21 protein-coding genes and 2 pseudogenes are annotated in these 24180 nt (G+C 47.3%); 12 read left to right on the top strand and 11 right to left on the bottom strand.

What is annotated here, in order from left to right; all coding sequences use genetic code 11:
- Window positions 1–6: 6 nt before the first annotated feature.
- From EPB59_RS17370 to EPB59_RS17385, 4 genes are read right to left on the bottom strand one after another with little or no spacing between them, the layout of a single operon-like run.
- Window positions 7–840, bottom strand: a complete 834-nt coding sequence (locus EPB59_RS17370) for a heme/hemin ABC transporter substrate-binding protein (RefSeq protein ID WP_055050347.1) — start codon at window positions 838–840, stop codon at window positions 7–9.
- Between the two features lie 10 nt (window positions 841–850).
- Window positions 851–1267 (bottom strand): ExbD/TolR family protein, encoded by a 417-nt coding sequence (locus EPB59_RS17375; protein WP_055050348.1) that lies wholly within the window; start codon window positions 1265–1267, stop codon window positions 851–853.
- Window positions 1260–1949 (bottom strand): MotA/TolQ/ExbB proton channel family protein, encoded by a 690-nt coding sequence (locus tag EPB59_RS17380; RefSeq protein WP_055050349.1) that lies wholly within the window; start codon window positions 1947–1949, stop codon window positions 1260–1262. Before EPB59_RS17380 ends, EPB59_RS17375 begins: the two co-directional genes overlap by 8 nt.
- Window positions 1949–2647 (bottom strand): TonB family protein, encoded by a 699-nt coding sequence (locus EPB59_RS17385; protein ID WP_154174076.1) that lies wholly within the window; start codon window positions 2645–2647, stop codon window positions 1949–1951. The genes EPB59_RS17380 and EPB59_RS17385 overlap by 1 nt, the downstream gene beginning before the upstream one ends.
- A gap of 238 nt (window positions 2648–2885) precedes the next feature.
- Here EPB59_RS17385 and hutW point away from each other — a divergent pair, with 238 nt between their 5' ends.
- From hutW to EPB59_RS17430, 9 genes and pseudogenes are all read left to right on the top strand, one after another.
- Complete coding sequence (hutW, locus tag EPB59_RS17390; RefSeq protein ID WP_154174259.1) at window positions 2886–4247, top strand: heme anaerobic degradation radical SAM methyltransferase ChuW/HutW; 1362 nt, start codon at window positions 2886–2888, stop codon at window positions 4245–4247.
- 23 nt (window positions 4248–4270) lie between these two features.
- On the top strand, window positions 4271–4774 hold the full coding sequence (gene hutX / locus EPB59_RS17395; protein WP_000445093.1) for a heme utilization cystosolic carrier protein HutX: 504 nt from the start codon (window positions 4271–4273) through the stop codon (window positions 4772–4774).
- A gap of 24 nt (window positions 4775–4798) precedes the next feature.
- The gene (gene hutZ, locus EPB59_RS17400) at window positions 4799–5329 is read left to right on the top strand and encodes a heme utilization protein HutZ (protein ID WP_055031437.1); all 531 of its coding nucleotides are present in this window, start codon (window positions 4799–4801) and stop codon (window positions 5327–5329) included.
- A 384-nt stretch (window positions 5330–5713) separates the two neighbouring features.
- Window positions 5714–7450 carry a methyl-accepting chemotaxis protein gene (locus EPB59_RS17405; protein WP_055050352.1) on the top strand — a complete coding sequence of 579 codons (1737 nt, stop codon included), beginning with the start codon at window positions 5714–5716 and terminating at the stop codon, window positions 7448–7450.
- A gap of 141 nt (window positions 7451–7591) precedes the next feature.
- Complete coding sequence (locus EPB59_RS17410; protein ID WP_032473694.1) at window positions 7592–8731, top strand: PucR family transcriptional regulator; 1140 nt, start codon at window positions 7592–7594, stop codon at window positions 8729–8731.
- Between the two features lie 159 nt (window positions 8732–8890).
- Entirely contained in the window at window positions 8891–10243 is a 1353-nt protein-coding gene (locus tag EPB59_RS17415; RefSeq protein WP_154174079.1) for a GntP family permease, read from the top strand.
- 18 nt (window positions 10244–10261) lie between these two features.
- A pseudogene (locus EPB59_RS17420) lies at window positions 10262–11394 on the top strand (glycerate kinase).
- A 133-nt stretch (window positions 11395–11527) separates the two neighbouring features.
- Window positions 11528–12367 carry a DUF6279 family lipoprotein gene (locus tag EPB59_RS17425; protein WP_154174081.1) on the top strand — a complete coding sequence of 280 codons (840 nt, stop codon included), beginning with the start codon at window positions 11528–11530 and terminating at the stop codon, window positions 12365–12367.
- 83 nt (window positions 12368–12450) lie between these two features.
- Window positions 12451–13080, top strand: coding sequence for a hypothetical protein (locus tag EPB59_RS17430; protein WP_233267689.1), 630 nt, complete (start codon window positions 12451–12453; stop codon window positions 13078–13080).
- 132 nt (window positions 13081–13212) lie between these two features.
- Here the strand turns inward: EPB59_RS17430 and EPB59_RS17435 are convergent, their stop codons facing one another.
- The 7 genes and pseudogenes from EPB59_RS17435 to EPB59_RS17465 all read right to left on the bottom strand — a co-directional run bounded on the left by EPB59_RS17435 (window position 13213) and on the right by EPB59_RS17465 (window position 22227).
- Window positions 13213–13767: a DsbA family protein gene (locus EPB59_RS17435; RefSeq protein WP_241666255.1), complete on the bottom strand. Its 555-nt coding sequence runs from the start codon at window positions 13765–13767 to the stop codon at window positions 13213–13215.
- Window positions 13768–13823: 56 nt separating this feature from the next.
- Complete coding sequence (locus EPB59_RS17440; RefSeq protein WP_148526223.1) at window positions 13824–14687, bottom strand: MBL fold metallo-hydrolase; 864 nt, start codon at window positions 14685–14687, stop codon at window positions 13824–13826.
- A 332-nt stretch (window positions 14688–15019) separates the two neighbouring features.
- On the bottom strand, window positions 15020–15160 hold the full coding sequence (locus EPB59_RS17445; RefSeq protein ID WP_195707196.1) for a hypothetical protein: 141 nt from the start codon (window positions 15158–15160) through the stop codon (window positions 15020–15022).
- Between the two features lie 152 nt (window positions 15161–15312).
- Window positions 15313–16761, bottom strand: a complete 1449-nt coding sequence (gene gnd, locus EPB59_RS17450) for a decarboxylating NADP(+)-dependent phosphogluconate dehydrogenase (RefSeq protein ID WP_000675468.1) — start codon at window positions 16759–16761, stop codon at window positions 15313–15315.
- A gap of 13 nt (window positions 16762–16774) precedes the next feature.
- Window positions 16775–17491, bottom strand: coding sequence for a 6-phosphogluconolactonase (pgl, locus tag EPB59_RS17455; protein ID WP_053037161.1), 717 nt, complete (start codon window positions 17489–17491; stop codon window positions 16775–16777).
- On the bottom strand, window positions 17488–18990 hold the full coding sequence (zwf, locus tag EPB59_RS17460; protein WP_002045383.1) for a glucose-6-phosphate dehydrogenase: 1503 nt from the start codon (window positions 18988–18990) through the stop codon (window positions 17488–17490). Before zwf ends, pgl begins: the two co-directional genes overlap by 4 nt.
- A gap of 349 nt (window positions 18991–19339) precedes the next feature.
- Window positions 19340–22227, bottom strand: a pseudogene (locus EPB59_RS17465) (HD domain-containing phosphohydrolase).
- Between the two features lie 225 nt (window positions 22228–22452).
- On the opposite strand from EPB59_RS17465, the gene EPB59_RS17470 reads away from it, so the two are divergent.
- From EPB59_RS17470 to EPB59_RS17480, 3 genes are all read left to right on the top strand, one after another.
- Window positions 22453–23199: a phosphatase gene (locus tag EPB59_RS17470; protein WP_055050356.1), complete on the top strand. Its 747-nt coding sequence runs from the start codon at window positions 22453–22455 to the stop codon at window positions 23197–23199.
- A 76-nt stretch (window positions 23200–23275) separates the two neighbouring features.
- Complete coding sequence (locus tag EPB59_RS17475) at window positions 23276–23659, top strand: cytochrome b562 (protein WP_095459100.1); 384 nt, start codon at window positions 23276–23278, stop codon at window positions 23657–23659.
- 161 nt (window positions 23660–23820) lie between these two features.
- Window positions 23821–24168 carry a hypothetical protein gene (locus EPB59_RS17480; RefSeq protein ID WP_170937897.1) on the top strand — a complete coding sequence of 116 codons (348 nt, stop codon included), beginning with the start codon at window positions 23821–23823 and terminating at the stop codon, window positions 24166–24168.
- Window positions 24169–24180: the final 12 nt, after the last annotated feature.

Here is a 24180-nt window from a genome sequence, read left to right on the forward strand (position 1 = left end):
GGAGCCTCAAGGGTAAAGCAGGTCTTGAATACGTTTTGCTTCTTGTAAACTTTTCAATCCCAACCCTCCGACGAGGGCATGGCCATCAATCGCCACGATGTTTTTGTTCTTGCCGGCAGGCGTGGCGGCCAACATAGGAACCGCTTTCAATACGGCCTCTGTTCCGCCCAGCTTTTCTAAGCTACGGCCACTGACTAAGACCATATCCGGTTGCATTTCAATCATCGATTCCATTGAAAGCGGTTTGTAAGAAACGAGCATCTCTGCTGGGTTTTTAGCACCAGCCAAGCGAATTATCGTGTCTGGTACCGTATCGCTGCCTGCTACATTCGCTGCCCTCCCTTCGTGCAGCAGTAAAAACAAAACCTTCTTGGCTGCGGTAGGTTGTTTGGTTTGCAAGGCGGTGATCTGTTGTTGCACGGTTTCTTTTAAATGCTGTGTCGTGACATCATCGGTTTTCGTGAGCTGAGCAATGTGATCAATACGGTTCAATAAACCTTGCGCCGTAGCCTCACTATTAATGATATTCACTTGGATGCCAGCACTACGCAGTTGTTGCAATGCCGTTTCTGGTCCCATCTCATCAGAGCCGATCAATTGAGTAGGGTTTAAAGCCAGTAAACCTTCCGCCGCTAGACGACGGTGATAACCGATCGTTGGCAGGCTAAGTGAATCTGGAACTTCGCTAGTCACATCTACGGCGACCAACTGTTTTTCAGCCCCGAGAGCTAACATCAGCTCAGTGACGGCGCTGCCTGCACTGACGATTCTTTCTTGAGCCACGCCGATACCCGATGTACAGCAGGCTAGCAACACAACGAAGGATTGAGTAAGTTTCATCTTGTTTCCATTAAGAGTGAGGAGTATCCGTCAGCAACTGAGTTGCTGGAATGCCATGTTCTTGTAAAAAGCTCAGCAGTTTGACCAACTGTTGAACTTCTGCACTTTGGTCAGCAGCAATCACAATGGGTCGTTGATTGCTTTGTACGGCTTCAAGCAGCGCCAATGAGAAGTTGTGCCAATCAAGGTAAGTTTTCCCATCGATCGCCCAATAAGGCTCGGTAGCTAAGATATTGATCGTGATAGATTCTTTATTTACGTCGCTCACCACTGGAGAGTCAGTCGTAGGTAGAGCCACATCTAAAGATTCCAAACGTACTGAAGCTGTCAGCAATAAAAACACCATTACGATGAAAATGATGTCGAGCAATGGAGTGAGATCGGGGGTTAAGCCTAAATCAGCAGGTTTGGTAGAAGATTTAATCATTGACTTCCACCGTTAAAGCTTGGGGGGAGACCACGGAAATCGAAGCATGGGCATTGAGAGTCATGCCTTCTAGCCAAAGGTTGACGTAATTCAACGAGTGTTCCAATTTCGCCATAGTGCGATCCGCCCACAGATTGAGCAATTGAGCCCCGGCTACGGCTGGTACGGCTATCATCAAACCTGCGGCGGTGGTGTACATTGCAACCCCTAAACCATCGGCTAACACGTTCGGAGTAATACTTCCGGTAGTGGCGGCGACACCTTTAAACATTTCAATTAGGCCAAGCACTGTACCCAACAGACCAAGCAGAGGGCTGATCACGCCAATCAGCGTCAACAACCGTAGCCCAGAATTAAACTGGTGACGTTGCTCCTGTAACCAGATGCCTGCGGCATCTTCACGCAGGGATTTTTCAAACTGATGATGAGCCAGTAGCATGGCGACACCACGATAAAGTACAGGACGTTTACCCGTGAAATGTTCGGTCAATTCTGCAAGCTGCGTGGAGTTGTTAGGGGAAACATTTTGCAGTGCTTGGCGAATGGCACCTTTGCCTACGGTTAAACTAAGCAACACTTGGAAAAGGCGCTCAGCCAGTAGCATCACCGTTAATGCTGAACAAATGAAAAGTGGCCACGCCATTAAGCCAAGTTGTTGTTGGAGTTGTTGTAACGATTCCATTAGCCTTCCAATTTGAAACGAACAGGGATATGAACACGGTGTGCCACAGGCACACCATCGAGAACGCGTGGAGAAAACTTCCACTGCTTAATCGCTTCGAGAGCGGATTGATCCAAAATTGCGGTGCCAGATGAGGTGAGCAGTTGTTGTTTGATCTGATTACCTTGTTCATCAAGCCAAATTTCATACATCACCGTACCTTCGATCCCCCTCTTTTGCGCGATTCGTGGGTAACGAGGTTGTACTGGCGTCGTCACAAAAGCGGGTTTGTCGACCAAAATAGGCTGACTGCTGACCCCTTGGCTGGCTGCGGTTGGTTTCGCCTGCGTTGGTTCGCTTTTGGGCTCATTCAGCGTAGTGTCGAGTTTTTCGGTATCGGTTCTGCTAGTGGGAGCTTGTTTTGCTTGTGCTGCAGGAACGGGCTTTTTCACCACTTTGGGTTTGGGTGCGGGTTTGGTTTTTTCGATTTTCGGTTTAGCTGGCGCCGGTTTTACCCGCTCTTCAGGTGGCACCGGTTGGTTGGTTACCGGCTCGGCAGGGGCTGAAGGTTTGGGCATCGCGACCAGATTAATCGAAACCGATGGATTTGGGTTTCCAGCAGGCATGGCAAATACTTGGGCTTCATCCGTCGTGATAAGTAATACAGCATGAACAGCCATAGAAAGCCCCCCTGCAATAACATATCTCTTCAGATTCACGACTTCCTTCCTCACTGATCGGTGCCATTTCCGTGCTGAATGGCAAATTCATACTGCTGAGAGAGTGCTGACACGAGCGCACTCTAACCGCCTAGCTCATTGAGTCACTATTATTATCCTATATTTAAATAATATCAATTATCAATTGCATTATCATTAGCATCATTTTATGATTTTGATTCTATGAGATGAAATGAAGCGCAACCCTTATCACATGGGTGTTAGCGAGAGAAATGGCATGTTGATTTTAGATAATTTTGATGAATCGATTGTGGGGGCAGACACGTCTGATCCGCTGCGTTTTGCTTTCAGAAATAAGCATTCTGCTCACGCAGGAGGCATTGCGAGCCCAGTTGCTGCAAATGAGCAAGCGCAGGTTTGGCAACAAATTACACAATCGATCAGTGTGCGCCAACATGCTCGTTGCCTTTACATTCATGTGCCTTTTTGTCGAGTGCGCTGTACTTTCTGTAACTTCTTTCAAAATGCGGCCAGTCGTCAGCTGGTTGATGCGTATTTTGCCGCTCTATTGGCCGAGATTAAGCAAAAAGCGGCGTTGCCATGGACGCAAGCCGGGCTTTTTCATGCGGTTTATATTGGCGGAGGGACTCCTACGGAGCTTTCTCCGCAGCAAATTCGCACGCTAGGTGAGACGATTCGTGGTTCATTTCCACTATCGACCGATTGTGAAATTACTCTAGAAGGCCGCATCCATCGCTTCAGTGATGAAATGTTTGAACAAGCCCTCGAAGGAGGCTTTAATCGCTTTTCGTTTGGAGTACAGAGTTTTAATACTCAGGTTCGCCGCCGAGCCAAACGCTTGGATGATCGTGAAGTCGTGATGGAACGTATTGCTTCTTTAGCCGCGACCCAACAAGCGCCCATCGTCATTGATCTGCTGTATGGGTTGCCATATCAAACGGCGACGGTGTTTGAACAAGACCTACAAGATTTCATGCAAACTGGCGCACAAGGGATTGATTTGTATCAGCTTGTCGTCGGTGGTGGTGCGCCGATGCTCAATCTGGTTGAAAAAGGTAAATTACCACCGCCAGCCACCACACCCGATAAAGCCACCTTGTACCAAATCGGGGTGGAATTTATGGACAAGCATCATCTGCGTCCATTGAGCGTAAACCATTGGACTCGCGACAACCGCGAGCGCAGCCTTTATAACAGTTTGGCCAAAACCTATGCCGAAGTGCTACCGATTGGTTGTGGCGCGGGCGGGAATATGGGCGGTTACTCACTGATGCAACATCGCCAGCTCGATACTTACCTTGACGCGATGAAAAATGGTCAATCGCTTGTCGCCATGATGGCTCGCCAACATGAATATGAACCCCTGTTTGCCGCCTTGAAAGCCGGATTCGACTCAGGCGTCATCGCCAAACAGCGTTTACCTAAATTTTATCACCACCAAACCTTTGACTGGTTAAAGCCACTCTTTTTACGTTGGCAACAAATCGGTTTGGTTGAGGTGGAGCAAGACTATCTCACTCTGACTACAGCCGGACGCTTCTGGTCGGTAAGCCTTGCGCAGGCTTGTATTCAGGTGCTTATTCATTCGTACAAATATCAACAGCAGCGTATCGCATAAGCATAACTAGACTGGAAAAAACAATGGAATCATTACAACAGCAAGTCGCTCAACTGCTTGAACAGCAACCCACTTTATTACCTGCCGCCATGGCCGAGCAACTCAATGTCACTGAGTTTGACATCGTGCATGCTCTTCCTGAAGAGATGGTCGCGGTGGTGGATGGCTCTCATGCGCAAACCATTTTAGAAAGTCTGCCAGAATGGGGCCCTGTCACCACGATCATGACCATTGCGGGTTCTATTTTTGAAGTCAAAGCACCTTTTCCAAAAGGGAAAGTTGCACGGGGTTACTACAATTTAATGGGTCGTGATGGGGAACTGCATGGCCATTTGAAACTCGAAAATATTAGCCACGTGGCTTTAGTCAGTAAGCCATTTATGGGACGCGAGAGCCACTACTTCGGCTTCTTTACCGCTCAAGGTGAAAACGCGTTCAAAATCTATCTGGGACGTGATGAGAAACGCGAATTGATCCCAGAGCAAGTCGCACGCTTTAAAGCAATGCAGCAGCAACACAAACAATAATAAACCATCGTTGAGGAGAAAGAGATGGATCAGCAAGTTAAGCAAGAGCGTTTGCAGGGTCGTTTAGAGCCAGAAATCAAAGAGTTCCGTCAAGAGCGTAAAACACTGCAACTGGCGACTGTGGATGCGCAAGGTCGCCCGAATGTTAGTTACGCGCCTTTTGTGCAAAACCAAGAAGGGTATTTTGTGCTGATTTCACAAATTGCTCGTCATGCGCGTAATCTTGAGGTGAATCCACAAGTTTCTATCATGATGATTGAAGATGAATCGGAAGCTAAGCAACTTTTCGCACGTAAGCGCCTCACGTTCGATGCCGTTGCCAGCATTGTTGCTCGTGATAGCGAATTATGGTGCCAAGTGGTTGCGCAGATGGGCGATCGTTTTGGTGAGATCATTGATGGGTTGAGTCAGCTACAAGATTTCATCCTTTTCCGTTTACAGCCGGAACAAGGCTTGTTTGTGAAAGGTTTCGGTCAAGCTTATCAAGTTTCAGGGGATGATCTGGTTGATTTCATCCATCTGCAAGAAGGCCATCGTAAAATCTCTAACGCATAAACTTCATAACGAGGGTGTTCGTTATCCTGCTCACCCTAAAACGTATTCGTGGCGTAAATCTAAAGATAAATCATGACTGAGCGGTTGAAAAATCAGCCGCTTAAGTGCGACTGCCAATCTGCAAAATGTTACTGCACTAAAATCGTTCCCTGCTTTCCGACAAGAAATAACGTGACTTGCAGCACGTAAATTTGTTACTCCCAATTTTCTTTTACTCTAGAACTGCTACCTAATTAGCGTTCAGGTTCGACTCGACAAATACCCGTAGAAAAAAAGCGTAATTCGCCTACAAGTTTGCCGTACATCTTCTAAGCTGAAAGTAACAACAAAAAAGTCATTATAAATGACCGAAAAGGTACTTTTTTTTCCCTAGAAGGAACTTCCATGAAAATTAACACAACTATGAAGCTTGTTTTTGCCGCCATAGGAATTGGCATTGCTGTGAGTATGGTGACAGTATTTCAACTTGATAGCCTTGAAAGACAAGCGGATCAACTTGCACAAATTCGATACAAATCTTATCAAGCAGCTGATGAGCTACGTCAAAGCTCAGATGATTTGACTCGTCTTGGGCGCACATACGTGGTCACTGGCGATGACAAATACGAAAAAATGTATATGGATATTCTCGATATTCGTAACGGGAAAAAGCCTCGCCCAGAAAACTATCACACCATTTATTGGGATTTGGTGCTGCAATATGGCCAGAAACCCAAGCCAGATGGTAATTCGATTGCTCTGCAACAAATGATGAAAGATCTTGGCTTCACCGATAAAGAGTTTGCGTTGCTTAAAGAAGCACAAAATAACTCAGATGCTCTGGTGAATATGGAAGTCAAAGCCATGAATGCGGTCAAAGGTTTGTTCCCTGATGCCAGTGGCAACTACACGGTGAAAGGTGAGCCCGATAGAAATATGGCGATCCAATTACTGCACAGTGATGAATACCACCGTGAAAAAGCCAAAATCATGGCACCGATTGACCGTTTTTTCCAAGAACTTGAGAATCGAACCTCGCAGCAATTTAACCAAGCGGCGGAACAGGTAAAAAATGCGGTATTCATTGGTAACATCTCGTTGGTGCTTGTCGCGATTATTGCGATTATAGGTTACGCCATCGTCAATCGTAAGATTGTTGCCCCCGTTGATCGTATGGCACTGATTCTACAAAAAGCGGACGATAACTCGGATCTAACCCTGCGTGTTGAAGATAAAAGTGATGATGAGCTAGGTGTGATTGGGCGTACGATCAATAAGGTGTTGATGAGTTACGGCACCACCATTGATAAGATCAACCAAGTGAATCACACCATCTCCTCGATATCAGATACCATTCGTAGTATCACGGATCAAAATATGAAGATGTCGAGCCAACAAGATCAAGAGTTGGAGATGGCGGCAACGGCAATGGAAGAGATGACTTCAGCGCTCTCCAGTGTTTCACAAAGTACCAATATGGCGGAAGAATACGCAGGCAGCGCCGAGAAAGAAGCGAACAACAGCAAACAAGTGTTTGAGAAAACCATTCGGGAGTTTGCGGACTTGGACGGCGAATTCCAGAAAACATCTGAAATTATTCAACAATTGGCGACTGAATCAAATAATGTGGGCAATGTGTTGGATGTGATTAAAGCAATAGCAGAGCAGACCAACTTGTTGGCGTTGAACGCAGCGATTGAAGCTGCCCGTGCGGGTGAACAAGGCCGAGGCTTTGCGGTGGTAGCCGATGAAGTGCGTTCTTTGGCACAGCGTACGCAAGAGTCGACTGGCGAGATTGAAACCATGATCTCTATGCTGCAAGAAAAAGCGGAAATGTCGACCAAAACTATTCGTGTCAGTGCCGATAAAATGCAATCGACGAGAGGGAATATGGGTGTCGCCAATGATTCTTTAGTTGCGATTCAAGGCTCCGCAAAAGAGATCCACAAACTCAATACCTCAATTGCAGCGGCAACCGAAGAGCAATTGGCGGTGAGTGATGAGATTTCAAGTAACCTCAGCACGATCAAAACATTATCAGGTGAAATGAACCTTGCTATCAAACAACTCGGGCCAGTGGTGGTGGATTTGCAACATAACGTCGACGATCTCAATAGCGCAATAGCACACATCCGCACCTAATCAATACCTCTATTTCACTCCCATAAAAGCTGCCAGCGGGCAGCTTTTCTTTTTGTGCATAATCACAAAAATGAGTAATGGTGATGTTGGAAATTGACAAGTGCGCTTATAAGTCTGCGCTGAGCGGGTAGGGAGTCAGTCATGATACTGGATAGTCAATTAGCGCAACAAATTGTCGATCGCACCATGGCGATCATCGGCTACAACATCAATGTGATGAATCAAGCTGGAGTGATCATTGGCAGTGGCGAGAAAAATCGGATTGGCCAAGTGCATGATGGTGCAATTTTGGCACTCAAACATGGCGATTCGGTAGAGCTAACGGCAGAAAGCTGCGTGGCACTGAAAGGTGTAAAACCAGGCATCAACATGGTGTTGAGAAATCAGCAGCAAGTGGTAGGGATTGTGGGGATTACCGGAGAGCCGAAAGATATTCGTGATTTTGCCAATCTGGTCAAAATGAGTGCCGAAATGATCATTGAGCAAGCAGCCTTGGTCGAACAACTGCAATGGGATCGGCGGCATCGTGAAGAGTTCATTTCCGCTTGGATACACAATACCTTATCGGCCGCTGAGCTTGATGCATGGGCGGCGAGACTTTCCATTGACCTCTCTAAGCCTCGCGTGGCAGTGGTCATCGCCTTTCGTCAACCGAAAAGTGGACAAAGCTTGGATCAGATCCGTCAAGTGGTTGAGCTTTTGGAGCACCCTGAACGGGACAATCTGGTCGCTGTGGTTTCTATGCAAGAGATAGTCGTGCTCAAACCTTGTCGAACACCAGAGCATTGGACCAGCGAATACGAAAGTTTGCGGATTGATAAGTTGATGGCGAGGCTCAAAGCCTATGACATCACAGGATATGACATTGCTTTAGGCCAGCTTTTTATCAACCCAAACGCGATCCATCTCTCTTACCAAAGTGCCAAGCAGGTACTGAGGATTGGCCAAGTACGCCAGCCAGAAAAACAGAAACATCTCTACGAGGAACTGCGTTTGCCGGTATTGCTTTTGCCATTGAATGAAGGATGGCAAGGTGAACAGTGGCGACGAGTCATGCAGGAGTTGCAGACACAGGATAAGTCAGGGCAACTCGTGAAAACGTTAAAGGGACTATTTGCGGCAAATGGCAACTTGAATCTTTGCGCCCAACAACTGTTTATCCACCGAAATACGCTGCGCTATCGATTAGAGAAAATTACCGAATTCACGGGGATTGATACCAACTCGTTACTGGGGTTGGCCGAACTGTATATTGCGTACCAGCTCACAAGTTATGATTGAAATTGTGCGTTTGCACAGTTTTTAACATTTTATTGATAATTGTATTTGTTGTTCTGCCTAAAGGAATCAAGCGGATCAATGAGGATAATAGCTCGACCCTACGAAGAGGCTGGGGAAACTGATTCACCTAGCCTCAGAACATAAAGACATGGAGTTATTATGAGTCTGATCTTAATCCTATTAGCGGTAATTGCCTTTATTGTGCTCGCTACCACCAAGTTTAAAATACACCCTTTCTTAGCGTTACTTCTGGCCGCATTCCTTGGCGCATTTGCTTATGGTTTGCCTGCCGACACGATTGCCAAAACCATTACCACAGGCTTTGGTGGTATCCTCGGGTATATCGGCTTAGTGATTGTACTGGGTACCATCATTGGCGTGATTCTAGAAAAAAGCGGTGCAGCCATTACCATGGCGGATACCGTCATCAAGCTATTGGGTGAGCGTTTTCCAACGTTGACCATGAGTATCATCGGTTACATTGTTTCGATTCCAGTATTCTGTGACTCAGGCTTTGTGATCCTCAATTCATTAAAAGAATCGTTGGCCAAACGTTTAGGCACCTCCAGTGTGGCCATGAGTGTGGCGCTTGCTACGGGTCTCTATGCTACGCATACCTTTGTTCCACCGACTCCGGGACCGATTGCGGCGGCGGGTAACTTGGGCTTGGAATCCCAACTAGGCTTGGTGATTGCGATTGGCCTGTTTGTCGCGGCAGTTGCTGCGGTTGCTGGTATGTTGTGGGCGAACCGCTTTCAAGCCGTTGAGGCTGATATCATTGATCCACAAGAAAGCCCAAAACAAGACTGGCAAGCACTTAAGGCTTCTTACGGCCAGTTACCCTCTGCCAGTCAAGCGTTTGCTCCCATCTTCGTGCCAATTTTGTTGATCTGTCTTGGTTCTATCGCGAAATTCCCGAGTTTCCCTTTTGGTCAAGGTATGCTGTTTGAGGTGTTGGGCTTTCTTGGTCAGCCACTGACGGCACTGCTGATCGGTTTGCTTCTTGCGGTGCGCTTATTGAAATCTGCCGACAAAGTGGCTGAATTTGGCGAGCGTATTAGCCAAGGCATTACCGCTGCCGCCCCCATTCTGCTGATTACCGGAGCCGGTGGTGCATTTGGTGCAGTTTTGAAAGCCACACCACTTGGTGACTATCTCGGTACCACGTTGTCGGCTTTGGGTGTCGGCATCTTTATGCCATTTATTGTGTCTGCAGCACTGAAATCGGCACAAGGTTCTTCGACCGTGGCCTTAGTCACTACTTCTGCGTTGGTTGCGCCACTTTTAGGCCAACTAGGGTTGGATAGTGAAATGGGACGAGCTTTAACCGTAATGGCGATTGGTGCAGGTGCAATGACGGTTTCTCATGCCAATGACAGCTTCTTCTGGGTTGTTTCACAGTTTAGCCGTATGAGTGTGAGCTTGGCGTACCGCGCACAAACCATGGCGACCTTAGTACAAGGGATCACTGCGATGGCTGTGGTATATGTTCTAAGCTTAGTATTGTTATAAAAATTAGGAGCGCGTGATATGAAAGTGGTTATCGCCCCAGATTCCTTTAAAGAAAGCCTAACCGCAAAGCAGGTGTGTGATGCGATTCAGGCTGGCCTTGCGCGGGTATGGAATGATGCAAAATTTGTCGCTATCCCGGTTGCGGACGGTGGCGAAGGGACTGTGCAGTCACTGGTCGATGCAACACAAGGACGGATAGTGGATGTCAACGTAATGGGACCACAAGGTAAGCGAGTGGACGCTTTTTACGGAATGCTGGGCGATAGCCAAACCGCGGTGATAGAAATGGCCGCGGCTAGCGGCTTACATCATGTGCCGATGACGCAGCGCGACCCTAAACTCACCACCAGTTTTGGTACGGGGGAATTGATTCGGCACGCTTTAGATCAAGGTGTCACTAAGCTGATTATTGGTCTAGGTGGTAGTGCGACCAATGATGGCGGTGTTGGCATGCTCGCGGCACTTGGCGCGCGCTTTACCAACGCTGATGGAGATCCCATTCAACTGACTGGCGGCGGTTTACGCGAGTTAACTCACATCGATTTACAAGATTTCGATCCAAGGTTACAGCACTGCGATATCTTGGTGGCCTGTGATGTGAACAACCCATTATGTGGCGATAAAGGTGCGTCTGCGGTATTTGGTCCGCAAAAGGGGGCAACGCCAGAAGATGTTCAATTATTGGATGGAGCCTTACGGCAGTTTGGTTTACTCACGGAAAAAGTGACTGGCAAAATGGTTTTAGAGAGTGCCGGTGCGGGGGCGGCAGGGGGATGGGCGCGGCGCTTTTGGCCTATACTCAAGCAATATTACGGCCGGGTATTGAGATTGTGTTGGAGACGGTTCAACTTGCTCATCAAGTCAGTGATGCAGATTTAGTGATCACTGGTGAAGGGCGCATCGATAGTCAAACCGTACATGGTAAAACCCCAATGGGGGTGGCCAAAGTTGCCAAACGCTTTGACGTTCCTGTGCTTGCGTTGTGCGGCTGCACTGGCGATAACTATCAAGCCGTGTACCAGTGCGGAATCGATGCGGTTTTTGCTGCGGTGCCGCGGGCCATGTCGCTTGAAGATGCGCTTAAAGAGTCCGATTTTAACCTTGCCGATTTGGCCGAGAATGTCGCCAGATTGTGGGTGGTCTCCAAATAAATGTAAAAGCTGACGAAAGTCGGCTTTCTTTTCTGGCTTAAGTCATGCTCTATTTCAGTTCCTTGCTCCAATGTTGAACACCTGCTTAGGCAGTTACGTATAACGAAAACGATGATTTAGAAAGGACTCTCCTATGTCAAAATGGCTTCGCTTACTCCTACTTTGTACTCTGCTAATCGGGTGTGGTACTAAGTTTGTTTATCACCATCTCGATTGGTTCACGATTCACTACATCGAAGATTTTGTGGATCTTAATGAACAACAAAAGACGATGATAGAAGCGGTGATGCCAAGCCTTGTTGAGTGGCATAAAGCCGAAGCTCTACCGAACTACGTGAAGCAAGTCGATGAATTATTAGTCCTGCCGCTACGGGAGGTGACGGTTGCACAAATAGCTCAGCACCAAGAGCGGGCTCGTGTGCACTATGAACAGTTGGTGAAGAAAGTGCTTCCCAACGTAGCGCACGTCGCCGTTACGCTCAGTGAAAAACAAGTTGACCAGTTCATGGAGTCGGTTTTAAAGAGACACGAAAAGTTTGCGAAAAAATACCGAGATATGAATGGCTCAGAATTGCGTGAATTTTATCAAGAGAAGGTCACTGAGGACTTGGAAGAATGGTTGGGGCCGCTCACTCCAGAGCAAACAGAAGTAGTAAAGGCTTGGAGTCTTAACATTCAATCCACGATCAGTGATTGGGTGGTAGTGCAGAGGACGTTTCGTGAACAAATTCAAGCTTTGTTTGATAAACGCCAGCAACCTGAGCAATTTCAGGCGCACCTTGAGCAACTCCTTTTGAACTCAGAATCGTATTACAGCCCGATATTAAAAGCCAAAATTACCTACAATCGTGAGCTGGCTCAACGGTATTTAGTGGATATTTTGCAGATTAGTTCACCTAAACAAGAGCTGCATTTCCGACAGGAATTGCAAGACTGGAAAGAAATTGGCTTGGATCTTTTGGCTACAAATTAAGTAAAGGTGTGAATCCTCCGGTTGAAAAGCGCGAATCAAGCGGTTAAATTTCGAGTCATAAAACAAAACAATAGGATAACCAAATGAAAAGGACGTCGTTGTTGGCTGCACTGGCTTTATTCCTGCCTTTGGCCGTGAATGCTGCACCTTCATACAGTCATTACACCTACATTGCGGGTGGTATGCAGTTTGCCGATATTGATAGCGATGATTTAACTCAGTACATCGGAGCACCCTATTCCAATATGGATGCTCAACAGCTTTACGGGGTTTATTTTAATGCCAGTTTTTCCACTTCCCGCATTCCGGTATTTTTCAAAGCAGAATTAAGTGGTATGTATTCCAGTGAACTGGAAATTGAGAATAGCTTTGGTGGAATTGGTGTTTACCAATATTTTGGTAATCACTCAATTTATGGGGCATTGGGTTACAACAAAGTCGAACTTTCTCGTGAAACGGATCAGTTTGTGCGTGAATTCAATGAAGGTGGCGCCAGTGGTGAAGTGGGCATGAACTTGCAAGTATTGCCGGTTTATAAAGTCGTACCCAGAGCACGCTTTACACGCTTAGCTGGTGAGATGATGAGTGACTATCAACTGAGTAACCAGATCATGTTTGGTCCCGTATTAGCGGTTGAATTGAACGTTGGCTATAACCAGTTCCAAGATACCTCACAAACCAATTACCAAGTAGGTATTCGTTTTTCGTTTTAAATAACATTACTTGCCTATTCGGACGCGAATGAGTTGCTCGTAAGCATCGCGTTGGGCGGATAGATAAACAGCCAGCAACCTATTGATTCAGTCTGATTCAATCACGTTGTTGGCTGTTTTTTTATGTTGGTCTTACAGCGTTTTTAGCCACTGTTGCCACTCTTGTGGGCGGCCATAGTAATGGCTCGGACTTAAGGTGTACCACTCGTTATTTTTTTCAATCGCGAGTGAAGGAAAACCTCCTAAGCCAAGCTGCTGCATTAAGCGCTGAGTTTGAGCAATTTCGTGTTGCACTTGTGTGGCCGCTTGTAACATAGCGTTTTGCCATGTTTCAGGTGTAATATCCAGTGCTTGTGCTAACTGCTGCAATACCTCAGTTTGTGTCACATCCAGACCTTGCTGGTAGTGTGCACGCTGAATGGCTTTCAGCATGTCGAAATCACGTTTGCCAGCAAGACGTGCCGCAATGATGGCTTGGGCTGTGAAGTACGAATCGAGCATGAGTGGTTGACCACTGCGTACACGCTCTAAATACGCCTCGCCAAACTCTGCGCCAGTTTCACGCTGAATGCGTTGGTCGGCTTGCAAAATATGCGCACGAAAATCAGGACTGATCTGTGCTTTATCCATCATGCCACCGGGGTGTAGTACCAGTTCAAGATGGGATTGTTGTGCCAGTTGTTCCATCAGTGAGGTGGCGCCGAAGCACCACCCACACATAGGGTCAAAAATGTAGTGAACCCTTACCATTTCATTTCACCAGTATGCACTTTCGCACCAATTTCAAGCGCCATAGGCAGGCCTGCATCCGGATAGATTTTGCTCATTGTTTCAATCAGTTGCGCACTGTTTTTACTAGAGGCTTTCGCTTTAGCAAAATCAGCTAGGTATTTTTGTGAAAACGTAATGGCACTGCTATCCATCGCCGTACCTGAAGTCATATGCCCTGGAATGACCACTTTCGGCTTAAGTGCTGCCATCTCGTCGAGTTGTTCAGCCCAAGCTTTGCGCTCACTGTCTGTTTGTGCATCGGCCATCCATAGATGAACGTTACCGTATACAGCCACATTCCCCAAGATCGCTGCATTGGCAGGGATCCACAAGTAAGGACGATGTTTTAACTCACCTTCGGTACCACGAATTTCGATTGTTTGGCCATCAATTTCCAGTGTTTTACCTTGGTATGCGGTTGGCAGAACCGGTTTCACTGGCGCGTTGGCGCCCATTTTCGGTGCCCAGAAATCCAGCTTACCTTGCAGTTTCTGTTCGATTTTCGCTTTCACACCTGGGGTTGCAATCACTTCTGCTTGCGGGAACATCTGCTTTAACACTTCTGCACCAAAGTAGTAGTCTGGATCCGCTTGCGAAATGAAAATGGTTTTTAAGGTTTTACCTGAATCCAACACTTTTGCGCCGATGCGCAGCGCATCTGCTTTGGTAAAGCCAGTATCCACCACCATCGCTTCGGTTTCACCATACACCACGGTTGCATTCACATGGAAGCTGTTACCATCGGCGTTGTAGACATCTAAAGTCAGTGGGGTCGCAGCCATGGCTTGAGCAGATAAGGTCATGGTAGCAGCAAGTAGTTTAGTCAATGTGTTCATGTAAGACTCCGTTGTTAGGACGTTTGTTTTGTTGCGGTGAGTTTAAGCAAAGCATACGGTTGGATATATAGCGACTTGGCAACATGATTGTTTCTTATATTGAACTAATTGATAGTGAGTTTTGAAGATTAGTTGATTTTCTATGTCTACCATACTCAACATTGCCGCAGTGTTGGCGACGTCCGTTCATTCCAATTACATGGTCTGTCTATGAGTTTGGGGGATGAATTCACGGAGTTCCTATCTACAATGACCAGCCCTTTGGGGCATATCGCGGAAAATGGACATAAAAAAAGCACCCTGAGGTGCTTTTTTCATCGGCGTGGTTTGAGTTACAAACCGCCTTGTTTTTGTGCTTCTTTCACCATTTGTTGGCGCTGAGCTTCCATGTCAGATGCAACGTCACTGTCCTGATGTGTTGAGTGTTCCAAAGCCTGTGGAACCAAAACATAGTACTTGTTGATTGTCATCATCGATTCTCTTAAAAGCGAAATGTGCAGAAAAAAATAGAGGATGTCGGTAAAACCGACATCCTCCCTGAACGGCGAAATTATAGGCTGAGACGAAAGAAGTAGCTAGCTCTAATTTCATCCTTATCAGTATGAGACTTTCTTACTAGGTGTGATTACACGTCGTAAGTGGTAGACGCCGTATTACCGCCTGTACCCGTCCAGTTAGTGTGGAAGAACTCACCACGCGGACGATCGATACGCTCATAAGTGTGCGCACCAAAGTAATCACGCTGTGCTTGCAGCAGGTTCGCAGGCAGGCGAGCGGTGGTATAACCATCTAGGAAGGTCAGTGCTGAAGTCGTACATGGCATTGGAATGCCGACTTCCAGCGACTTCGCAGCCACTTTGCGCCATGCTGCCAGACAGTTGTCCAGAATACCTTTGAAGTACGCATCAGAGCCTAAGAAAGCCAGTTCTGGGTTCTTTTCAAACGCATCACGGATGTTGCCTAGGAATGCAGAACGGATGATACAACCACCGCGCCACATCAGAGCCACGTTACCGTAGTTCAGGTTCCAACCATTCTCGTTTGATGCTTCACGCATCAGCATAAAGCCTTGTGCGTAAGAGATGATTTTTGAAGCCAGCAGCGCTTGACGCAGTGCATCAACCCAAACTTGTTTGTCACCTTCCACTTGCGTTTCAGTTTTACCAAACAGTTTTTCTGCTTCAACACGTTGATCTTTCAGCGCAGACAGGCAGCGAGAGAACACAGATTCCGTGATCAGAGTCAGTGGAATACCCATGTCCAGCGCGTTGATGCCAGTCCATTTACCTGTGCCTTTTTGGCCAGCAGTATCGAGGATCTTCTCAACCAGTGCTTCACCATCTTCATCTTTGTAGCCAAGGATGTCAGCGGTGATCTCAACCAAGTAGCTGTCTAGCTCAGTTTTGTTCCAGTCAGCAAACACGGCTTGCATTTCATCGGCCGACATTCCCAGACCATCTTTCATGAACTGGTAAGCTTCAGTGATAAGCTGCATGTCGCCGTATTCGATACCGTTGTGAACCATTTTCACGAAGTGACCTGCACCATCGTTACCAACCCAGTCACAGCAAGGCTCGCCAGCGTCAGTTTTGGCAGAAATGCCTTGGAAAATTGGTTTCACCGCTTCCCACGCTTCAGGTGCGCCACCCGGCATGATGGAAGGTCCGAAACGTGCGCCTTCTTCACCACCAGAAACACCCGTACCGATGAAGTGAATGCCTTTTTCACGCAGTGCTTTGACACGGCGGTTAGTATCAGGGAAGTTGGTGTTACCACCATCAATGATGATGTCGCCTTTGTCGAGCAGTGGAACCAGTTGCTCGATGAAGTCATCAACCACTTGACCCGCACGTACCATCAGCATCACTTTGCGTGGCGTCGCCAGTTTATCAACCAGCTCTTGCAGAGTGTAAGCGCCAACAATGTTAGTGCCTTTTGCTGGGCCTTCTAGAAACTCGTCCACTTTAGCCGCGGTACGGTTGTGTGCCACAACTTTGAAGCCGTGGTCGTTCATGTTGAGGATCAGGTTCTGGCCCATTACTGCAAGGCCGATTACACCGATATCACCTTTCATTTATTTCTCTCCTTCACGCAATCTTTGCTGCGGCGTCTGAATCTAAGTACCACTCGGTCACTCCTGAAGTGGAGTGAATTTTTGCTGCCGGATAAGGCAGTTGCTCGGCTGGAGTGGTGTGAATTTGTTCTACGATCTCGGCTTTACCTGCGCCAAGAACGAGATAACTGATGCGTTTTGCGGCTTGCAGCACTTTCGCGGTTTTCGAAACGCGTCGCTGTCCGGATTCCGGATGGCTTGCCACCACCGAAAGATTCGCGTCTGCATAGTCGGTTTGCCCTGGGAACAGGGATGCGGTATGACCATCTGCACCCACACCCAGTAGGATCCAATCAAATACTGGCGTGCCGTTTTCCGTTGGGATCACATGCGCCATCGCTTGAGCAAAACGTTCGGCTTCAGCTTGTGGCTCGTTTTCACCCAGAATGCGGTGAATGTTTTGCGCAGGCATATTGATTTTGCTAAACAGCAACGCATTGGCTTCACCATAATTACTTTCTGCATCATCCGGTGCCACACAGCGTTCATCACCCCACCAGAAATGCAGGTTTTGCCACTGAATGTCGTTCGCGTAAGGCTGGCTTGCCAGCAGCTTAAACAGCATTTTTGGCGTGCTGCCGCCAGACAAGGAAATATGTACTGGCTGACCTTGCTGGCTGTACGCCAACATATCGTCAGCAAGGCTTTTCACCACGGCATCCGCAGTTGGGAAAATTTTATGGTTGATCATAATTCGCAGTAATCCGTGTTAGTGAGGTTTTTACAAGGGAAGCGCCACTCACGGCCGTCACGGCGTAGCAAGTCATCCGACTCTTTAGGGCCCCAAGTACCACAGGCGTAGCCATACAGCGATTGCGGATCTTGTTTGAAATCGAGGATCGGCTGCACAAACTTCCAACAAGCTTCTACCGCATCAGTACGGGCAAACAGTGTCGCGTCACCATTGAGTGCATCGAGCAGCAAACGCTCATAAGCGGTCAGCATTTTGATCTGCTCCAATGAGGCGTAGTGGAAATTCATCGACACTTCTTTGGCTTTGAAACCTGCGCCCGGCTCTTTCAAGCCGAAGCTCATCAGAATGCCTTCATCAGGCTGAATACGGATGATCAGCTTGTTCTCTGGTGCATTTTGCCCAAAGACAGGATGCGGTGTACGTTTGAAGTGAATGACCACTTCGGTGACACGCGTTGGTAAACGTTTACCGCTGCGCACATAGAATGGCACACCATTCCAACGCCAGTTATTGATGAACATTTTCAGCGCAACGTAAGTTTCGGTGCGTGAATCAGCGGCCACGCCCGGTTCATTACGGTAGCTGGGTAAAAACTGCCCACGAACTTCCGATTCGGTGTATTGACCAAGCACCAGATTGTTGCGCAGATCAGATTCAGAAAGCGGTTGTAGGCTTTGCAGTACCTTGTTCACTTCGTTACGAATGGAATCCGCGTTGATCGCCGCAGGCGGCTCCATGCCCACCATAGCCAGCACTTGCAGCAGGTGGTTTTGGAACATATCGCGCACCGCACCAGAACCATCGTAATAACCGCCGCGTTCTTCCACACCCAGGAATTCTGCGCCTGTGATCTCCACGTAATCAATAAAGTTACGGTTCCACAGTGGCTCAAACATGCCATTGGCAAAGCGGAACACCAGCAGGTTTTGCACGGTTTCTTTACCAAGGTAGTGGTCGATACGGTAGATCTGATGCTCTTTGAAGTGGTGGTGGATTTCCACATCCAGATCTTGTGCAGATTGCAGATCGTAACCAAAAGGTTTCTCGATGATCAGACGCTTCCAGCCTTGGCTCTCATCGTTGAGGCCATGTGCCGCAAGGCAAGCTGGGATCACGCCATACAGGCTTGGCGGCGTTGCGAGATAAAACAGCGTATTGCGCTGTTCAAACTGATAATCGTTAGCCAGTGTATCAAGGCGAGTCGCTAAGTGCTGATAATCAGCTACTTCGGCCGTGTTCAGCGCTTGATAATGCACGTGCTGCATGAAGGCTTCGAGAGCGGCTGGTTCGGTTTTTTCCAGCTCTTGCAGCGAACGTTTTAGCTTCTCGCGGTAAGACTCGTCACTGTACTCGGTACGGCTCACGCCTAAAATCGCAAACGATTTAGGCAGTTGCTGACTGGCATAGAGGTGATACAACGCAGGAATAAGCTTACGGTACGTCAAATCTCCCGAAGCACCGAAAATTACGATGCTGCTGTTTTCAGGTATTACCATCATCTTTCCTTTAGAAACGAGGTACTCCCTTGATTTTGCAGTGAATCAATATCCATGTTCACCGGAAAATCTTTGGGTATTGGTAGCATGCGCCAACCCTAGCAGCGCAATACACAAATCAAAAACCGATCTTACCTATAGGTTTAATAGGAAAAATCAATCGGTGGGGAAGAACGGCGTGCTAGCGAAACTCATCCCCAACTCGGGGGCGTATTGTCTACGACTCTTTGACATACATCAACTATTGATAACGCAATCGATTGAATTGTGACACGATAAAAACTTAACTCTACGTTTTTAAAAGGAAAACATATTAAAGGTTGTTAGTCGCTGTAAGAGGGTTTTAGGGCTAATAAACCTCTCGTAAATAAGTTTGTACTTTTCGGATATGCTCTTGAGTCTCTATCACGCCATTTTGGTACTGTTCTGGGTTGAGAAAACGCTCGGCGTAAACAAGATGGAGATTCTGTTGTAGAAAGAGCAGGTAGAGTTTGGGGTCGATGTGTCCGCTGGTGGCCATCTCGGTCATGATGGTAATGCACTCTTGCAAGCTTTTGGCTTTTTTATAGGGACGATCGCTGGAAGTCAGTGCTTCAAACACATCGGCAATCGCCATAACTCTAGCTGGAATAGAAAGCTGAGAAGCATCCAAGCCTCGGGGTAGCCTTGGCCATCCATGCGTTCATGATGACCGCCTGCAATTTCAGGCACGCCTTGTAAATGTTTTGGATAGGGGAGGCGTTGCAGCATCAAAATGGTTTGCACAATGTGATCATTAATCATAAAGCGGTCTTCTGCGGTGAGTGTGCCGCGTTTGACTTTCAGGTTATGTAGCTCTCCTCGGTTGTATTGGAGTGCGGGTGGTTTGAGACAAAACTCTTCTTGCCATATCTCTTGCGGGGTTTTGCCTTGTGGCCATTCGAATTGATGCACGAGTTTATCGGCCAGTAAGGATTCCCATACCGGCAAGGCGGAAGAGGGGGCCGCGCGAGATTTTTCAATCCAAGACACCCCAATTTGATCGTCTAATGTCCGCTTCCACTGCCGTTGAGCAATCTGCTCAAGTCGTTCTATATCGGCATCACTCATCCCTTCACTGCCTAAATTGCATTGAGCAACAAAAGCAAATTCTGCATCCAATTGTTGATGCTGCGCTTTCAACTCTTGCTCTGCTTGAGTTGGGTCTCCCCCTTGAGCGCAAGTGTGCCAGTAGTCGCGCTCGGCTTGCATTTTCAGGAGTTCAAAACGCATGCGCACCTCGTGAATACGGTCATAAATCGTTTCCAGTTTGGTGGCTTTGTCGACCACAAATTCTGGTGTGGTGACTTTACCGCAATCGTGCAGCCAAGCCGCGAGCGTTAACTCTTCCCACTGTTCGGCATTCATCGTAAATTCCGGGAAATAACGTTTATCTTTGGCGGCGGCTTCGGCCAACAAACGAGTCAATTCTGGAACGCGTTGGCAATGGCCTCCGGTATAGGGTGATTTGGTATCAATGGCTGATGCAATCAACTCAACAAACGCTTTCAGCATCTCTTTTTGCTGCTGAATTTTATCAATGTTGTCTTTGGCTATTTCGGCAAAACTGAGTAACTCACGCAAAAAGGCGTGCTTGTCAATTTGAGCCTCTTCTACCGCTCGTTCATAACCTAAACAGACAATGCCGACTAACTGGCGCTCGCGGTTAAGCAACGGGAAAAAGTACAAGTCAGAGTTGTAAAGCTGGTCGAGATAAGCGCGCAGAATATTGTCTTTTCGATTGAGATGAATAGTTTCACCCTTACGCAATTCGGCTAAAAGCCATGGGCTGCTACTGAGCAACTGATTAATGTCGATCTTCAATGGGATAATCGCATGGTTGGCTGCGACCGAAAATTCATGCCCTTCTTGATCAAGAACATACAGAAGAATGGTTTCTGCTTTGGTGATGACATAGCTTTGGTGAGCAATGGTTTTGGCTAACTGAGAGAAATCTTGGTTATTGGTGGTTTCGCGCAGTAAGCCAAGCAAATCGTGCAACGCATGTTCCATCAATTGGATGGATTGGCTTAAATTGGCTACCTCAGTAATCAAAGTTTGTGGGTAGCGCGTTTTCTTGAAGTTAAAACGTGCAATATTATCAGTGAGTTGAATAAGGTTATGCATCGGGCTAAAGAGGCGCTTTGCTACCCAAATCACCACAGGAAAACAGAGCAGAAGCAACACAATGGCGCTGGTGATTTGTCGATTTCGTAAAGTGATTAAATCTGCCAGCAACTCCTCTTTTGGGGTGGCTTGCGCTAAAAAAAGATTGAGTTGTTGATTGAGTTTGACTGGGGTGAGCGTGGTCACCCAATCTTTACCTTGGCTATGGGGTGTGTCGTATTGAGGTTGGCTACTGATACGATTCATGACCGACGCGAAGGGCGTATCGTCATTGAGCAATGATTGTTTAATTTGCTCTGGCTTGTTACGTAAATCGAGCCCAGAATTATGTTCAGCCAATGGGCGTAGCTGTTGATCTAGCAAGATCAATTGTGAATGGTCGGAAAACCCGAGTTTGCCCAGTTCGTTTGAGAGAGCTTTGAGGGTTAAATCTGCACCCACGACCTGTTTACCATTAAACGAGCGACGAGATAGCGTTAAGCCATACGTTTGTAAGGTAAAAAACAGATAGGGTTCGGTGAGTCGGACAACGCCATCATTCTCCGCATTCAAATACCAAGGGCGTACTCTTGGATCAAAAAAGTGGGCGACTTCTTTGTATTGACCCACCAACTTCATGTCTTGATTGAGAAAGTAGATATCATTTGTGCCAGAAGTATTGCTGTAATTCATCCACAATACCGCATCATCCGGTGCGGCGAAGGTCGCGCGATCCGCACGGCTGAGCAGAGGTCGAAACATAAAAAACTGCCCAGTTTCATTAGCAAAATAGAGCGCGTTAAGATTCGCAGATTGTTGAAAGGCGCGAACGATGGATGTTAACCAGCGCTGCTCATGCAGTGGTAGTGTGGTGTTTTCGATAAAAGTGCTGGTGGCGAGAAAATCAAGCGTGGTCAAAATTGGTGCCACATTTTGTGTGAACACGGTTTCGAGTTTTTGGCTATTCTCATGCGCCAAGGTTTTCGCACTACCCGCCAAAAGCTGTTGAGAGCTGTGGTAACTGATGGCAATCAACACACTACCGATAAACAAGATCAGAATAAAAAACAGGCTGCTGATGTGAATAGAAAGAGAATAGCGACGCTTTTTCATAATGTTACCTAAGCCAAATAACATAATTAAGTATTGTCTATCCTCGCTAGGTTGCAAAAAAATCAGCCTATTTAATGTGTTCGCTCTTACTGCGGTAGAGTACCGAACGGGAATCTGTAGAGCGCGATAGTCGTGGTTCAAAGCCGTGATATGAACGATTCAACATAGCAACCCTAAGGGTAGGCTGCTACACTGGCCGACAATGCGTTTGGAAGGACTGTTGAAATGAAATTAGCCGTAGATACTCACACTCACACTTACGCCAGTGGCCATGCTTATAGCACGCTGATTGAAAATGCGCGTGCGGCGAAACAGAATGGCTTAACGCTGTTTTGTACCACTGACCATGCCGAATCTATGCCCGGAGCGCCGCATTACTGGTTTTTCTCCAACCAACGCATTTTGCCCCGTTTTCTTGAAGGCGTGGGCGTAATTCGTGGTGTGGAGGCCAACATCCTCAATCCGCAAGGCGAAATCGATTTGCACCCAAGCGTTGACCAAAATTTGGATTGGGTCATTGGCAGTTTCCACGAACCAGTATTTCATCCCGCCGATAAAGCCGTGCATACCCAAGCCTTGATTGAAACCATCAAAGGCGGTCGAGTGGATGCGCTAGGTCATCTGGGGAACCCGCATTTTGATTTCGATTTTGAACAGGTGATTGCCTGTGCCAAAGCGCACAATGTGGCGATTGAAATCAACAACAGCACTTTAAAAGGGCATAGTCGAGTGGGCAGTATTGATCGTTGTTACGAGATTGCTCGTGTCGCGAAATCGCTCGATGCCTACATCACCACTGGCAGTGATGCCCATTTTTGTCTAGATATCGGCGGTTTATCCCTAGCCAGTCAACTGATTGATGAAGTGGGCATTAACCCGAAACGCGTTATCACTCATACCGCGCGTCAGTTCCTCGATTTTCTTGAGTTACGTGGTCGCCAGCCAATTGAAGAGTTTGCCGACCTACTTTAATTTTGCAACAAAACTCAGCTCACTTTTGCAGGCAGAATGGCGTACAATTCCAGTCCCTTCAAAAGTGAGTAGAAAAATGAAAAGAACACTGATTCTAACGGCGGCATTGCTCGCCACTCCGGTTTTTGCCGCTGGGCATGATCTTAAATCGATCATGCAAGACATGAAACTGGCGTTTAAACAAGCCGCGGAAGCCCAAACCGTCGAAGCAATGCAAGCGCCAGTGACCACGCTGGAAAGCTTAGTTAAGCAAGCGAAACAGAGGTCGTATCCCGCTGAAAAAGAAGCCACTTATCAAGAAGGTTTCAACAAACTTGACGTCACACTGGGGCAAGTTGAAGCGCATTTGCAAGCTGGTGAGCTTGAAGCCGCAAAAGCGAGCCTAAAAACTGTCGATGATTTGCGTGTTGAATACCATGGCAAGCGCAATCCAAGTATCTGGAAACGTCTATTTGGCTAATCTTCTCTCCCTTCCGTTTTGTGGTTTCGCGTAAAACTGGAAGGGAAAAATAATGTTTGAGATGTAAGCAACCCTCAGTTTTTGTTAAAACTTGGGTGTAACACACTGTTATGGTTATCACTAACGGTTATAGTAGTGAGCAATCCATAAAGAGTGTTGTTATGAACCCGCAACGTACCTTTCACCGTTTGATGCTGAAACTCAGCCTGCTTAGCTGGCTGCTAGTTTCGATCATGCCTGTGCTGAACGCGCACGGTAATGCGGCGGGCGTTTGGGCAACACTCTGTACCATCAATGGTTTTGAACTGGTCAAAATTGAAGATGGCAAACCGCAAACTCAGCACAGTAAGCCGTGTCCGTTTGCCCATTTCTCCAATTTTCATCACACCGAACTTCCAACCACACGACTTCCAATTCGACAAACGACGGCGCAAGTAGACGGTTACACTTTTTTGGCTCTAAGTGTCCGTTTTGAAAGTGCTGTCCCGCGTGCTCCGCCTGCGGCCTAACTGAATTCATTA

The sequence above is a fragment of the Vibrio metoecus genome, assembly GCF_009665255.1.
In the GTDB taxonomy this organism is placed as follows: Bacteria; Pseudomonadota; Gammaproteobacteria; order Enterobacterales; family Vibrionaceae; genus Vibrio; species Vibrio metoecus_B.

Bases quoted from the DNA above. Each gene is read 5' to 3' on its own strand.
- EPB59_RS17375 (WP_055050348.1), bottom strand. From the start codon at position 1,267: ATGATTAAATCTTCTACCAAACCTGCTGATTTAGGCTTAACCCCCGAT.
- EPB59_RS17380 (WP_055050349.1), bottom strand. From the start codon at position 1,949: ATGGAATCGTTACAACAACTCCAACAACAACTTGGCTTAATGGCGTGG.
- pgl (WP_053037161.1), bottom strand. From the start codon at position 17,491: ATGATCAACCATAAAATTTTCCCAACTGCGGATGCCGTGGTGAAAAGC.
- EPB59_RS17475 (WP_095459100.1), top strand. From the start codon at position 23,276: ATGAAAAGAACACTGATTCTAACGGCGGCATTGCTCGCCACTCCGGTT.
- EPB59_RS17430 (WP_233267689.1), top strand. From the start codon at position 12,451: ATGAAAAGGACGTCGTTGTTGGCTGCACTGGCTTTATTCCTGCCTTTG.
- EPB59_RS17415 (WP_154174079.1), top strand. From the start codon at position 8,891: ATGAGTCTGATCTTAATCCTATTAGCGGTAATTGCCTTTATTGTGCTC.
- gnd (WP_000675468.1), bottom strand. From the start codon at position 16,761: ATGAAAGGTGATATCGGTGTAATCGGCCTTGCAGTAATGGGCCAGAAC.
- EPB59_RS17370 (WP_055050347.1), bottom strand. From the start codon at position 840: ATGAAACTTACTCAATCCTTCGTTGTGTTGCTAGCCTGCTGTACATCG.
- hutX (WP_000445093.1), top strand. From the start codon at position 4,271: ATGGAATCATTACAACAGCAAGTCGCTCAACTGCTTGAACAGCAACCC.
- EPB59_RS17470 (WP_055050356.1), top strand. From the start codon at position 22,453: ATGAAATTAGCCGTAGATACTCACACTCACACTTACGCCAGTGGCCAT.
- EPB59_RS17405 (WP_055050352.1), top strand. From the start codon at position 5,714: ATGAAAATTAACACAACTATGAAGCTTGTTTTTGCCGCCATAGGAATT.
- zwf (WP_002045383.1), bottom strand. From the start codon at position 18,990: ATGGTAATACCTGAAAACAGCAGCATCGTAATTTTCGGTGCTTCGGGA.
- EPB59_RS17445 (WP_195707196.1), bottom strand. From the start codon at position 15,160: ATGATGACAATCAACAAGTACTATGTTTTGGTTCCACAGGCTTTGGAA.
- EPB59_RS17425 (WP_154174081.1), top strand. From the start codon at position 11,528: ATGTCAAAATGGCTTCGCTTACTCCTACTTTGTACTCTGCTAATCGGG.
- EPB59_RS17440 (WP_148526223.1), bottom strand. From the start codon at position 14,687: ATGAACACATTGACTAAACTACTTGCTGCTACCATGACCTTATCTGCT.
- hutZ (WP_055031437.1), top strand. From the start codon at position 4,799: ATGGATCAGCAAGTTAAGCAAGAGCGTTTGCAGGGTCGTTTAGAGCCA.
- EPB59_RS17435 (WP_241666255.1), bottom strand. From the start codon at position 13,767: ATGGAACAACTGGCACAACAATCCCATCTTGAACTGGTACTACACCCC.
- EPB59_RS17410 (WP_032473694.1), top strand. From the start codon at position 7,592: ATGATACTGGATAGTCAATTAGCGCAACAAATTGTCGATCGCACCATG.
- hutW (WP_154174259.1), top strand. From the start codon at position 2,886: ATGTTGATTTTAGATAATTTTGATGAATCGATTGTGGGGGCAGACACG.
- EPB59_RS17480 (WP_170937897.1), top strand. From the start codon at position 23,821: ATGAACCCGCAACGTACCTTTCACCGTTTGATGCTGAAACTCAGCCTG.